This is a genomic window from Achromobacter mucicolens (genome assembly GCF_902859725.1).
Taxonomy (GTDB): domain Bacteria; phylum Pseudomonadota; class Gammaproteobacteria; order Burkholderiales; family Burkholderiaceae_B; genus Achromobacter; species Achromobacter mucicolens.
This window is the reverse complement of record NZ_CADIJP010000018.1, coordinates 14,931-27,478: the sequence shown is the minus strand read 5'-3', so window position 1 is coordinate 27,478 and position 12,548 is coordinate 14,931. Positions and strand designations below refer to the sequence as shown.

Sequence of the window (12,548 nt, the reverse complement as noted above, 5' to 3'; positions counted from 1 at the left end):
GCCGCGTCCGGGGGGGGCTGTCAGGCCGGCCGTCCGCCAAACCGGGTTTCGACCTCGGGCGACAGCGGTCGATAGCGTTCGTTGTCCTGGCCGGCCAGGGCATCCAGGTGGATCTCGGACGGATCGAATACCTTCCAGTAGAGCCGGCCGCATAGGTCGCGGGCGGCGTGGCCGGGCCAGTTGTCCGGCAGCATGGGGGCGGGAAGCTGGGGGTCGTGCAAGACGATCCGGCGCCAACTGTGCAGCACCATGACGCGGACGGTAAATGCGTCTGCGGGCGAGGGCGCGTCGTCCAGCAGCTTTTCCAGCGGGCCGAAATTGCGCGAGAACTGCCGGTATTGCTCGGCCACGTCGTCCAGGTTCCAGCACTGGGTGGCCAGGCTGGCGATGGGCAGCCCGCCGGCCCCGGCCAGATCGCGGGCCGACAGCACCAGGGCGCGGTCCGGAATGCCCAGCTTCTCAAGGATCTCGTGCGCGGCGCGCGCCTCGGTGTGCGGATGCGCAAACAGCCCCGGCGCGATCATGCCGAAGCCTTCCCAAGTCAGTTCGCGGCGCAACTCGCCGCGTTCAGCCAGGCCGTTGCCCGTGCGGGGCAGCGCGACCAGCGTCCATTCCCCGTTCCATTCCTTGGCGCCGCCTTCGTAGATGCGTTGCGACGCGTGCGACGTATATCGCGCGCCTTGCTCGGAGATCAGGTACAGGCTGCGCCGGCCGTGCCGTTCGGACTGCAGCCAGTTCTGCGCCACCAGGCGAAAGACGCTGGTGCGCAGCAGGCGTTCGTTGATGCCCAGCGGGGCGAGCAGCTCGATCAGGCTGCCCAGCCAGATGGCGCCGCCGTGGGGCGCAAGCGCATCGCCCAGCACGCTGACGCAGAGCGATTTCGCGCGGGGCGGATCGCTTTTCAATAAGCGGGACAGGGCGCGTGCCAGGGGCGACTGAGGGTTTGCCATAAGGAGGGCCGCGGACGGCCGATATCGGGATGCTGGATATGATACATAAATCCAATGTGATACAGATTTGAGTTTGACAATGAATTTTTTGTATTAAATAATCGATCCATGACATGACGGCACTGCGCAGCGTTTGCTTTGCGTTTTCGCAAACCGTCTCAAGGAGACAACTATGTACGCTCAACTCGTCGAAACCGGCGTCAAGCAGGTCAAGACCGCGGACCAGCTTGAAGGCCTGGAACAGACGTTCCAGCGGCGCATCGACGACGGCGTCCGCATCGAGGCCAAGGACTGGATGCCCGAGGCCTACCGCAAGACCCTGATTCGCCAGATCTCGCAGCACGCGCACTCGGAAATCGTGGGCATGCTGCCCGAGGGCAACTGGATCACCCGCGCGCCGTCCCTCAAGCGCAAGGCCATTCTTCTGGCCAAGGTGCAGGACGAAGCGGGCCACGGGCTCTACCTGTACAGCGCCGCGGAAACCCTGGGCGTGTCGCGCGACGACCTGATCGACGACCTGCACGCCGGGCGCGCCAAGTACTCCAGCATCTTCAATTACCCCACGCTCAGCTGGGCCGATATCGGCATGATCGGCTGGCTGGTCGACGGCTCGGCGATCATCAACCAGATCCCCCTGTGCCGTTGTTCGTACGGCCCGTACGCGCGGGCCATGGTGCGTGTCTGTAAGGAAGAGTCCTTCCACCAGCGCCAGGGCTATGACCTGCTCATGCAGATGTGCCTGCACGGCACGCCCGAACAGAAGGCCATGGTGCAGGACTCGCTGAACCGCTGGTGGTGGCCGGCCCTGATGATGTTCGGCCCGTCGGATGCGGATTCGCCCAACAGCGCCCAATCGATGGCCTGGAAGATCAAGCTCTTCTCGAACGACGAGCTGCGCCAGAAGATGGTGGACCAGACCGTGCCCCAGGCCGAGTACCTGGGCCTGACCGTCCCGGATCCTGACCTGAAGTGGAACGCCGAGCGCGGTCACTACGACTTCGGCGAAATCGACTGGACCGAGTTCTACGCCGTGCTCAAGGGCAACGGCCCCTGCAACCGCGAACGCCTCGCCGCGCGCGTCAAGGCGCACGAGGACGGCGCCTGGGTGCGCGACGCGCTGGTCGCCCACGCCGAAAAGCAGTCCGCCCGTAAAGCCGCTTGAGGTTGTTCCCCCCCCCCCGGAGCGCTGCGCGCTTCCCCCCCAGGGGGGCGCCGCAGCGGACCGGCGGAGCCCGGATCCGCGCGGCCCCGCTGGCCCTTGCTGGCGCTTCGGGATGCGTGAATTTCTGGACACCTTCTTTTTATTTATTGCAGACCGGCCGTGCGATGCGCACCCGGCATTTGAGGAAATCCATCATGAGCAAAGACTGGCCTCTGTGGGAAGTCTTCATCCGCAGCCAGCACGGCCTGGCGCACAAGCACGTGGGCAGCCTGCATGCCCCGGATGCGGAAATGGCGATCAATCATGCCCGCGACGTGTATACGCGCCGCAACGAGGGCCTGAGCATCTGGGTGGTGCGCGCCTCCGATATTTCGGCCAGCAGCCCGGGCGACAAGGATCCGCTGTTCGAGCCGGCCAACAGCAAGGTCTACCGGCATCCGACCTTCTTCCCGATGCCTGAAGAAATCAAGCACATGTAAGGCGGGTGGGGGAGACATGGATAAAGCACTCTTTGAATACCTGCTGCGTCTGGGCGACACGTCGCTCATCCTGTCGCAGCGGCTGGGCGCCTGGACGGGCCACGGTCCGATCCTGGAAGAAGACCTGGCGCTGACCAACACGGCGCTGGACCTGCTGGGCCAGGCCCGCATGTGGCTGACGCTGGCCGGCGAGGTCGAGGGCGCGGGCCGCGACGAGGACGCGCTGGCCTATCTGCGCGACGCGCACGAATTCCGCAACGCGCTGCTGGTCGAACGCGACAACGGCAACTACGCCGACACCATGGCGCGGCAATTCCTGTTCGACGTGTGGCATTACTTCCTGCTGCAGCGCCTGGAGACGTCCGCCGACGAGCGCGTTGCGGCCATCGCGGCCAAGTCGCTCAAGGAAGTGACCTATCACGTGCGGCGTTCCTCCGACATGGTGGTGCGTCTGGGCGACGGCACGGCCGAAAGCCACGCCAAGATGCAGGCCGCCATCGACGACGCGTGGCGTTTCACCGGCGAGCTCTTTGCCGATGACGCCATCGACCAGGACCTCGCGGCGCGCGGCATCGGCTGTGAGCTGGCCGCGCTGCGCCAGCCGTGGCTTGCGCATGTGCGCGAAGTGCTGGAAGAAGCCACCTTGACGGTGCCCGACGAGGCGGCCGCAAACCACGCGGCGCACCGCGGCGGACGCCAGGGCAAGCACACCGAGGCGCTGGGCTACGTGCTGGCCGAAATGCAATACCTGCCCCGCGCCTACCCGGGAGCCACGTGGTGAACGCGCTCGCGCCCATTTCCGCCGACCAGGTCTATGCCTGGCTGCAGGAGGTTCCCGATCCGGAGATCCCCGTGCTGTCCGTGGTGGATCTGGGCGTGGTGCGCGATGTGTCGTGGGACGGCGACGCCTGTGTCGTCGTCATCACGCCGACCTATTCGGGCTGCCCCGCCATGCGCGAAATCACGCAGGACATCCGCCAGACGCTCGAACGCCACGGCGTGCCCGAGGTCCGCGTGGAAACGCGCCTCGCGCCCGCCTGGACGACCGACTGGATGACCGAAAAAGGCCGCGAAGCCCTCAAGGGTTACGGCATCGCGGCGCCCGCCGAACGCGCCATCGACATTTCGGGCATCAGCCGCCGCGCGGCCGCGCCGGCCATCGCCTGCCCGCGCTGCGGGTCGCGCGACACGCGCCTGGTCAGCAATTTCGGGTCCACGTCGTGCAAGGCGCTGTATCGCTGCGTCTCGTGCCGCGAGCCCTTCGATTATTTCAAGACTCACTAAAGAGTGGTTTCGAGATGAGCCAGAACCAATTCCATGCATTGAAGGTGGCGTCCGTCGCGCGCAACACGCGCGACGCCGTGGTCGTGACCTTCGACCTGCCCGAGGCGCTGACGGAAGAATTTGCCTTCCAGCCCGGCCAGTACCTGACGCTGCGCACGCAGCTCAACGGCGAAGAACTGCGCCGTTCGTATTCGATCTGTTCGGCGCCGCGCGACAAGCTCCTGCGCGTGGCGATCAAGAAGGTCGACGAGGGCGTGTTCTCCAGTTGGGCCAATCACGAATTGCAGCCTGGCCAGACGCTCGAAGTCATGGCGCCGGCCGGCAACTTCACCGTGGATTTCTCGCCCGAGAACCAGCGCCACTACGTGGCCTTCGCAGTGGGCAGCGGCATCACCCCGGTGTTTTCGCTGGTCAAGACGGCGCTGTCGACCGAACCCAAGAGCAAGTTCACCCTGTTCTTCGGCAACCGCGCGTCGTCCGCGGTGCTGTTCCGCGAGGAAATCGAAGACCTGAAGAACCTGTACATGGACCGCTTTTCGCTGGTCTACGTCATGAGCCGCGAGACGCAGGACATCGAGCTCTTCAACGGGCGCCTGGACGGGGACAAGGTCGATCAGCTCATGTCGGCCTGGATGAGCCCCGAGGATATCGATTACGCTTTTGTGTGCGGTCCCCAGACCATGACGGAGAGCGTGGTCGAACGGTTGCAGGCGCGCGGCATCCCGAAGTCGAACATCAAGTTCGAACTCTTCGGCGCGCCGAAGGGCCCGCGCGCGCTGCGCACCGGCCAGGACGCCCGCCAGGCACCCGGCAAGGGACAGTGCGAGGTCACCGTGGTGCAGGACGGGCATAGCCGCATGTTCGTCATCGACAAGAACAAGGACAGCGTGCTGGATTCGGCGCTGGCGCAGGGCATCGAACTGCCGTATTCGTGCAAGGGCGGGGTGTGTTCCACCTGCCGCTGCAAGGTGATTGAAGGCGAGGTGGACATGGACGCCAACTTCGCCCTTGAAGACTATGAGGTCGCGCGCGGGTTCATCCTGAGCTGCCAGAGCTTCCCGGTCAGCGACCGGCTGGTCATCGACTTCGACCAGGAAACCTGACCCGGCGCGCGCCAGGCAAGCATTCAAATCTTATTGGAGAGACAAGCGTGTCCCAGAAATTCTTCGAACGCCACCAGCCCCTGCTGGAACAATCCCTGGCAGCCGCCGCGCTGCGCGGCTACTGGAGCCCGTTTGCCGAGTCGCCCAGCCCGCGCAACTATGGCGAGACCGCCAACGACGAGGGCCGCGCCGCCTTTGAAGCCCTCAAGGGCAAGCCCTTTCCGCTGAACCTGCACGATGCCGACGGCGTGGTGGGCGGCGAAAAATCGCCCTATGGTTTCGACCTGGGCATCACCTATCCGCGCGTGCCGGCCGACAAGCTGATCGCCGCTTCCAAGCGCGCGCTGCAAGACTGGCGCCGCGCCGGTCCCCACGCCTGGGTGGGCGTGTCGCTGGAAATTCTGGCGCGCCTGAACAAGCTCAGCTTCCAGATCGCCTACGCGGTCCAGCACACCACCGGCCAGGGCTTCATGATGGCCTTCCAGGCCGGCGGCCCCCACGCGCAGGACCGCGGCTTTGAAGCCGTCACCTACGCCTGGCAGGAAATGTCGCGCATTCCGGGCGTCGCCGTCTGGGAAAAGCCGCAGGGCAAGAACGATCCCATTCGCATGGAAAAGCACTTCACGATCGTGCCGCGCGGCGTCGCGCTGGTGATCGGCTGCTCGACCTTCCCGACGTGGAACGGCTATCCCGGGCTGTTTGCCAGCCTGGCAACGGGCAACACCGTCATCGTCAAGCCGCACCCGGGCGCGATCCTGCCGCTGGCCATCACCGTGAAGGTGGCGCGCGAAGTGCTGCAGGAAGCCGGCTTCGATCCCGACGTCGTGCAGCTTGCCGCCCATGAAGCGGGCGACGACACCGCGCAGAAGCTGGCGCTGGACCCGGCGGTCAAGATCGTCGACTTCACCGGCAGCACCGCCAACGGCGACTGGCTCGAGAACAATGCGCGCCAGGCCCAGGTCTACACCGAGAAGGCCGGCGTGAACCAGGTCATCATCGATTCGACCTCGGACCTGAAGGGCGTGGCCCGCAACCTGGCGTTCTCGCTGGCCCTGTATTCCGGCCAGATGTGCACCGCGCCGCAGAACATCTACGTGCCGCGCGACGGCATCAACACGCCCGAAGGCCGTGTCAGCTTCGACGACGTGGCCGCCGCGTTGGGTGTGGCGCTGGAAAAGGTCGGCGCCGATGCCGCCAAGGCCGTCGAACTGACGGGCGCCATCCAGAACGAAGGCATCGTCGAGCGCATCGAGAAGGCGCGCGCCTTGGGTCTGCCCGTCGTGGCCGACAGCAAGACGCTGGTCCATCCGCAGTTCGAGAACGCGCGCGTGCGCACGCCGCTCTTGCTGCGCACCGAGGCCGGCAACCCGGCGCTCAGTCAGGAGTGGTTCGGCCCCATCGCGTTTGTGGTGGCCACCGATTCCACGGCTCACAGCATCCAGCTGGCGCGCGACAGCGTCATCGAGCATGGCGCGCTGTCCCTGTCCGCCTACACCACGGACGAGCGCGTGGCCGAGCAGATCCAGGACGCCGCCGAAGTGTCGGGCGTGTCGCTGTCGCTGAATCTGACCGGCGCGGTGTTCGTCAACCAGACCGCGGCCTTCAGCGACTTCCACGGCACCGGCGCCAACCCGGCGGCCAACGCGGCGCTGTCGGACACGGCGTTCGTCTCCAACCGCTTCCGCGTGGTGCAAACCCGCCGTCACATCTAAGCCGGGCGATCGCACATGACCTACCAGGATATTCAATTCGACCTGTCCGGCGGCATCGCGCGCCTGACGCTTAACCGCCCGGACAAGCTCAACAGCTTCACGGCCAACATGCACGCGGAAGTGGCCGACGCGCTGACCCGCGTCGAAACCGAAGGCGCGCGCGTGCTGGTGCTGACGGGCGCCGGCCGCGGTTTCTGCGCCGGCCAGGACCTGAGCGAGCGCAAGCCCGCGCCCGACGGCACGCCGCCCGATCTGGGCGAGACCGTCGACAAGTTCTACGCGCCGCTGGTGCGCCGGCTGGGCGCCTTGCCCATGCCGGTCGTGGTGGGCGTGAACGGCGTGGCCGCGGGGGCGGGAGCCAATCTGGCGTTTGCGGGCGACATCGTCATCGCCAAGGCGTCGGCCAACTTCATCCAGTCGTTCTGCCGCCTGGGGCTCATTCCGGATACGGGCGGCACGTTCGCGCTGCCCCGTCTGGTGGGCCGCGCCCGCGCCATGGGCCTGGCCATGCTGGGCGACAAGCTGAGCGCCAAGCAGGCAGAAGAGTGGGGCCTGATCTGGCAATGCGTGGCCGACGAGGAATTCGACGGCGCGCTGGAGCGCCTGGCCACGCATTTCGCGACCGCGCCCACCAAGGGCCTGGCGTTCACCAAGCGGGCGCTGCAGGCCAGCCTGGGCAATGACCTGTCCACGCAGCTGGACCTGGAACGCGACATGATGCGCGAACTGGGCCGCAGCGCCGACTATGCCGAAGGCGTGGCCGCGTTCCTGGGCAAACGCGAACCGCAGTTCAAGGGGCAATGATGGGCGTCCACGTTCCCCCCGTTGAAGTGCCGGCCGATCCGCAGGAACTGGCGCAGGCCGTGGGCTCGGTGATGTATGCCGGCGACGCGGCCTCGCAAGGCCTGGACATGAAGATCGAGGAAATGGCGCCGGGCTACGCGCGGCTGACCATGCGGGTACGGCCCGACATGCTGAACGGCCACAAGACCTGCCATGGCGGCTTCATCTTCGCCCTGGCCGACAGCGCCTTCGCGTTCTCGTGCAATTCCCGCAACGTCAGCACCGTGGCGTCGGGTTGCACGATCGACTATCTGGCGCCGGGATTCGAGGGCGACCTGCTGACCGCCGTGGCCCAGGAGCGTTCGCTCGCTGGCCGCACCGGCGTCTACGACGTCACCGTGACCAACCAGGACGGCCGCAACGTGGCCTTGTTCCGAGGACGTTCGTACCGCATCAAGGGCCAGATCGTCGGGACGCCCACGGACGCCTGACTGCATTACAGAACCAAAGAGAAGAGAGACATCATCATGCCCAACACCATGAGCAAGCCGGGACTGGATCCTATCGAGCATGCCAGCCAGGACGAGCTGCGGGCGCTGCAGCTGGACCGCTTGAAGTGGACCCTCAAGCATGCGTACGAAAACGTGCCGCACTACAAAAAGGCGTTCGACGAAGCCGGCGTGCATCCGGACGACCTGAAGCAGTTGTCCGATATTTCGAAGTTCCCGTTCACCACCAAGAAGGAACTGCGCGAGAACTATCCGTTCGGCATGTTTGCCGTGCCGCGCGAGCGCATCTCGCGCATTCACGCGTCCAGCGGCACGACCGGCAAGCCGACGGTGGTGGGCTACACGAAGGGCGACCTGGACAACTGGGCCAACCTGGTGGCCCGTTCGATCCGCGCGGCGGGCGGCAAGCCCGGCGATACGGTTCACGTGGCCTATGGCTACGGGCTGTTCACGGGCGGCTTGGGCGCGCATTACGGGGCCGAACGCCTGGGATGCACGGTCATTCCGATGTCGGGCGGACAGACTGAAAAGCAGGTCCAGCTGATCAATGATTTCCGTCCGGACATCATCATGGTCACGCCTTCCTATTTCTGCAACATTCTGGAAGAGCAGCGCCGCCAGGGTATCGATCCGCGTCAAAGCTCGCTGCGCATCGGCATTTTCGGCGCCGAACCTTGGACGGGCCAGATGCGCGCCGACATCGAGGCCGAAGCCGGCATCGACGCCGTCGACATCTACGGCCTGTCCGAAGTGATGGGCCCGGGTGTGGCGAGCGAATGCGTCGAGACCAAGGACGGTCCGGTGGTCTGGGAAGATCATTTCTACGCCGAGATCATCAACCCGGACACGGGCGAACCGGTGGCCGACGGCGAACCGGGCGAACTGGTGTTCACGTCGCTGACCAAGGAAGCGATGCCCATCGTGCGCTACCGCACGCGCGACCTGACCCGCCTGTTGCCGCCCACGGCGCGCAGCATGCGCCGCATCGGCAAGATCACCGGCCGCAGCGACGACATGCTGATCGTGCGCGGCGTGAACATGTTCCCCACGCAGGTGGAAGAACTGGTCCTGAAGATCGCGCAGCTTGCGCCGCATTACCAACTGGTGCTGAGCCGCACGGGCAACATGGACGAGCTGGAGATCCTGACCGAAGTGCGCGCCGAGTTCTCGGGCCTGTCCGACGCTGAACGCGCCAACCTGGGCAAGCAGTTGCAGCACGCGGTAAAGACGCACATTGGCGTCAGCGCGCGCATCCAGGTGTCGGATGCCGGGCATGTGGAACGCACGTTGACCGGCAAGGCGCGCCGGGTGATCGACAAGCGCCCGAAGTAAAAAAAAGCAGCCGCAAGGCTGCTTTTTTTAATTGCGCCGTCACTACTGCCCCACGGTGCGCAGGATCCGCCGGTACCAGAAGTGCAGCAGGGCGGCCGACAACGCCAGGCCGAACATGGCCATCAGCCACATGCTGCCGGCGCCTTGCGGCGATCCCGGCACCAACAGGTCTCGCAGGCCGTCGATGCCGCCCTGGCCGGGACCGAAGCCGAACCACCAGCCGCCCACCAGCCCCACGCCGGCCAGCGCGACCGTCTGCAGGATCAGCGGCACGACGGCGATCTTGTAGGCGCGCAGCAGGTACGAGTTGATGCACTGCATCGAATCGAACAGATGGAACAGCGGCAGGACGGCGAGCAACGTGGTCGCCACGGCAGCGACCGCGGCGTCGTCCGTGTATGCGGCCAGGATGAGCGGGCGGCCAATCAGCAGCACGGCGGCCGTCAGCAGCGCGCCTATCAGGCCCAGCGCCAGGCCGGCCATGCCGGTGCGGTGCGCATGCGCGTAGTTGCCTGCGCCGATGGCCTGCGCCGTCAGCGCGGCGGTCGCCACGCCCAGCGCCATCGGCATCATGTAGCAGAGCGCGGCCAGGTTCGACATGATCTGATGCCCGCCGGTCACGAAAGTGCCCTCGCGCGCCACCAGCAGCGCCATGAAGGTGAACGCCGACACCTCGACCAGGTAAGAGCCGCCCATCGGGACGCCCAAACGCAGCAGTTCCTTGAGCGCCTTCCAGTCCGGCTTGCCGATGCGCAGCTGGAAACGGCGGTAGTAGCGGTCGTGCGTGATCACCCACAGGCCCAGGCCCAGGCTCATCCAGGACACCACGGCCGTGGCCAGTCCCGCGCCGGCCGCGCCCATCGCGGGCAAACCCAGCTTGCCGTAGATGAAAATCCAGTTGAACAGCGCCTTGAAGCCGATGATGGACAGGTTGATGGCCATGACGAGCTTGGGCCGCGACACCGCGGTGCCCAGCGCATAGATGGTGCGGAACACCAGCGCGGCGGGCAGGGCCAGCACCAGCGCCTGCAGGTAGGACGCGATGCGGTCGCGCACGCCGGGGGCAACATCGCCCGACATGAAGAGCCACATGTCCGGAAACAGCATCAGCACCGCGCCCACGACCGACAGGCCAAGCGCCAGCCACACGCCCTGGCCCCAGCTTTTGCCGACTTCCAGGTTGTTGCCGGCGCCGAATTGCTGCGCCAGGATCGGGATCAGGGCATGCACGACGCCCATCAGGCCGACGAAGATCGTGATGTAGATGGAAGCGGAAAGCGCCATCGCCGCCAGGTCGTCGGGGCTGGAATGCCCCGTCATGGCGGTGTCCAGCACGCCGAACGAAATGCTGGCCCACTGGCTGATAAGCACGGGCCAGGCCTGCTTGAGGATCCCGCGCAGGGTGGCGCCGAAGGTCATCGGCGCCGTCATGGCAGGGGTCATGGCTTGGCGCCGGTGCGCAGCAGGCGGAAGGTTTCGGAACGGTCGGCACGGCGGCCGCCTTGCCAGAGGACTTCGGCGCCTTCGCTGTAGGCAGCGGTGCCGTCGCGCAGGCTTTGGTTGGTGGTCTGTTGCAGAACCAGTGTGCAGCGCGTGTCGAACGGGAACGACAGGTTGTTGAAGATGAGGAACGAGGCGCGTTGCCCGCTGCCCAGGCTCAGGCCGCGGATGCACTCGCCAGGACGCTTGTGCTGCGCGATGGCCCCGGCCAGCTGGCCCGACACGGTGCGATAGCTGCGCGCGTAGTCGACCGCGGGTTGCCACAGCAGCACCAGGAGGATCCAGGTCACGGTCAGGCCGCCAGCCGAGAGCACCGTGCCGCGCCACAGCGCCTGCGGGCGCACGCGCAGCCGCCATACGACAAGAACGATCCAACCCAGCGTGAAAAGTACGGCCAGGGCAAAGGCCACCCACGAGATCACGGGCTCATAGCCGGTGGTCTGGCGGGCGATGTTGCGGGAAATCTGCGCCGGCCAATGGAAATGCAGCGCCACCCAACCGAGCCAGGCCGTGGCCACCGTCAGCGAAAAGCACATGACGGCAAACCAGTCCAGCGTGTTCACCACGCCGCGGCGCAGGGTGGGCAGCGAGAACGCGCCCAGCACCGCGCAGGGCACGGCCAGCAGCACGAATTCGGAATCGCCGGCCTCGTCCACGAAGAACAGGATGACGGTTGAGCACGCCAGCAGCATCAGGGGCACCCAGATGTGCGGGGCGTAGATCCATGCGCGCCAGCGCCAGATTGCCAGCAGCGCCAGCGGCCAGGTCGGCCACAGGTACCACGGCAGGTCGCGCAGCGTGCGGGCGGCGTCGTGCAGCCCCGGGATGGCGAACGACGACAGGTTCCAGGTCTTCCAGTTGCGGATCCAGTATTCGCTGCCCTGGCTGGCCGGAATCCACCAGGCGAGGATCAGGCCGGCGGCCAGCACCGCGGCCCAGAGCAGCCAGCGCTTGCATTTCCAGAGCGGGCTGCGCGGATAGAAGGCCAGCGCCGCGCCGATCATGATGGGCAGGGCGCCGACCCATCCGCGCGTCAGAAAGCTGGCGGCCAGCGCGATGCCCAGCGTGGTGGAGCCGGTGACGGGGCGGTCGACGGTGCGGGCCAGCGAATAGAACGCCAGCGCCTGGCAGGCCATGATCGCGGGCATGACCGTCGTTTCATGGGTGCGCTGCAGGATGCCGACGGTGGCGAGCAGTAGCAGCAGGGCGGCGTCGGCCAGCATGCGTCCGTAGTCGCGGGGTTCGGGTTCGCCGCCGAAGGGCAGCGCTAGCGGCTGGGCCTCGGCGCGGCGGCCGAGCAGATACGTGCCGTACCAGACGCTCGAGGCCGTGATCCCGAACCACAGCAGGTTGGGTAGGCGGCCGGCGGTGATGTCGCCGATGAACGGGCCAAACAGCCAGATGCTGATCGCGCCCACCCACGTGATCAGCGGACCTTCCTCGGCGTGCGCCAGATGCCCCACCTGCGGCAGCAGGCAGGTCAGGCCGCCTTCGCGGATCGCGGTGATCATGGTCGCCAGTCCGACGGCGTCGTCGGTTTTCCACGGGTCGCGCATGAACAGCCCGGCCACGATGTAGGCCAGGGACAGGCCCAGCAGGATGAGGCGGGGCAGTTTTGCGGTGGCGACCGACGTCAGCCGGGCCGGGGTGGAAATGGAAAGTGGGGACACGGGCGTTAATGTAACCGAGTGGTCGGAATGCGCCACCCCCTGACCGATTGTTCGGCATCAAGGG

At 66.3% G+C, this 12,548-nt stretch carries 12 protein-coding genes; 9 read left to right on the top strand and 3 right to left on the bottom strand.

Going from position 1 to position 12,548, the window contains the following annotated elements:
- Positions 1 to 20: 20 nt before the first annotated feature.
- Positions 21 to 950 carry a phenylacetic acid degradation operon negative regulatory protein PaaX gene (gene paaX, locus HV786_RS20990; RefSeq protein ID WP_128827754.1) on the bottom strand — a complete coding sequence of 310 codons (930 nt, stop codon included), beginning with the start codon at positions 948 to 950 and terminating at the stop codon, positions 21 to 23.
- 172 nt (positions 951 to 1,122) lie between these two features.
- On the opposite strand from paaX, the gene paaA reads away from it, so the two are divergent.
- The 9 genes from paaA to paaK all read left to right on the top strand — a co-directional run bounded on the left by paaA (position 1,123) and on the right by paaK (position 9,314).
- Positions 1,123 to 2,112, top strand: a complete 990-nt coding sequence (gene paaA / locus HV786_RS20985; protein ID WP_056322331.1) for a 1,2-phenylacetyl-CoA epoxidase subunit PaaA — start codon at positions 1,123 to 1,125, stop codon at positions 2,110 to 2,112.
- A 194-nt stretch (positions 2,113 to 2,306) separates the two neighbouring features.
- Complete coding sequence (gene paaB, locus HV786_RS20980; RefSeq protein WP_006388300.1) at positions 2,307 to 2,591, top strand: 1,2-phenylacetyl-CoA epoxidase subunit PaaB; 285 nt, start codon at positions 2,307 to 2,309, stop codon at positions 2,589 to 2,591.
- 16 nt (positions 2,592 to 2,607) lie between these two features.
- Positions 2,608 to 3,372, top strand: a complete 765-nt coding sequence (gene paaC / locus HV786_RS20975) for a 1,2-phenylacetyl-CoA epoxidase subunit PaaC (RefSeq protein WP_062838627.1) — start codon at positions 2,608 to 2,610, stop codon at positions 3,370 to 3,372.
- Positions 3,369 to 3,875, top strand: coding sequence for a 1,2-phenylacetyl-CoA epoxidase subunit PaaD (gene paaD / locus HV786_RS20970; protein WP_056322749.1), 507 nt, complete (start codon positions 3,369 to 3,371; stop codon positions 3,873 to 3,875). Before paaC ends, paaD begins: the two co-directional genes overlap by 4 nt.
- A gap of 14 nt (positions 3,876 to 3,889) precedes the next feature.
- Positions 3,890 to 4,978, top strand: a complete 1,089-nt coding sequence (paaE, locus tag HV786_RS20965) for a 1,2-phenylacetyl-CoA epoxidase subunit PaaE (protein WP_056322336.1) — start codon at positions 3,890 to 3,892, stop codon at positions 4,976 to 4,978.
- 47 nt (positions 4,979 to 5,025) lie between these two features.
- The gene (gene paaN / locus HV786_RS20960) at positions 5,026 to 6,690 is read left to right on the top strand and encodes a phenylacetic acid degradation protein PaaN (protein WP_128827755.1); all 1,665 of its coding nucleotides are present in this window, start codon (positions 5,026 to 5,028) and stop codon (positions 6,688 to 6,690) included.
- A gap of 15 nt (positions 6,691 to 6,705) precedes the next feature.
- Positions 6,706 to 7,494 carry a 2-(1,2-epoxy-1,2-dihydrophenyl)acetyl-CoA isomerase PaaG gene (gene paaG, locus HV786_RS20955; RefSeq protein ID WP_128827756.1) on the top strand — a complete coding sequence of 263 codons (789 nt, stop codon included), beginning with the start codon at positions 6,706 to 6,708 and terminating at the stop codon, positions 7,492 to 7,494.
- On the top strand, positions 7,494 to 7,964 hold the full coding sequence (paaI, locus tag HV786_RS20950; RefSeq protein WP_056322752.1) for a hydroxyphenylacetyl-CoA thioesterase PaaI: 471 nt from the start codon (positions 7,494 to 7,496) through the stop codon (positions 7,962 to 7,964). The genes paaG and paaI overlap by 1 nt, the downstream gene beginning before the upstream one ends.
- A gap of 36 nt (positions 7,965 to 8,000) precedes the next feature.
- Positions 8,001 to 9,314: a phenylacetate--CoA ligase PaaK gene (gene paaK, locus HV786_RS20945; RefSeq protein ID WP_056322344.1), complete on the top strand. Its 1,314-nt coding sequence runs from the start codon at positions 8,001 to 8,003 to the stop codon at positions 9,312 to 9,314.
- A 42-nt stretch (positions 9,315 to 9,356) separates the two neighbouring features.
- Here paaK and HV786_RS20940 read toward each other — a convergent pair whose 3' ends face one another.
- Entirely contained in the window at positions 9,357 to 10,757 is a 1,401-nt protein-coding gene (locus HV786_RS20940; protein ID WP_155721765.1) for an MATE family efflux transporter, read from the bottom strand.
- Entirely contained in the window at positions 10,754 to 12,484 is a 1,731-nt protein-coding gene (locus HV786_RS20935; RefSeq protein WP_128827757.1) for an ArnT family glycosyltransferase, read from the bottom strand. The genes HV786_RS20940 and HV786_RS20935 overlap by 4 nt, the downstream gene beginning before the upstream one ends.
- Between the last annotated feature and the right edge of the window lie 64 nt (positions 12,485 to 12,548).

Bases quoted from the DNA above. Each gene is read 5' to 3' on its own strand.
- paaX (WP_128827754.1), bottom strand. From the start codon at position 950: ATGGCAAACCCTCAGTCGCCCCTGGCACGCGCCCTGTCCCGCTTATTG.
- paaA (WP_056322331.1), top strand. From the start codon at position 1,123: ATGTACGCTCAACTCGTCGAAACCGGCGTCAAGCAGGTCAAGACCGCG.
- paaB (WP_006388300.1), top strand. From the start codon at position 2,307: ATGAGCAAAGACTGGCCTCTGTGGGAAGTCTTCATCCGCAGCCAGCAC.
- paaC (WP_062838627.1), top strand. From the start codon at position 2,608: ATGGATAAAGCACTCTTTGAATACCTGCTGCGTCTGGGCGACACGTCG.
- paaE (WP_056322336.1), top strand. From the start codon at position 3,890: ATGAGCCAGAACCAATTCCATGCATTGAAGGTGGCGTCCGTCGCGCGC.
- paaG (WP_128827756.1), top strand. From the start codon at position 6,706: ATGACCTACCAGGATATTCAATTCGACCTGTCCGGCGGCATCGCGCGC.
- paaI (WP_056322752.1), top strand. From the start codon at position 7,494: ATGGGCGTCCACGTTCCCCCCGTTGAAGTGCCGGCCGATCCGCAGGAA.
- paaK (WP_056322344.1), top strand. From the start codon at position 8,001: ATGCCCAACACCATGAGCAAGCCGGGACTGGATCCTATCGAGCATGCC.
- HV786_RS20940 (WP_155721765.1), bottom strand. From the start codon at position 10,757: ATGACCCCTGCCATGACGGCGCCGATGACCTTCGGCGCCACCCTGCGC.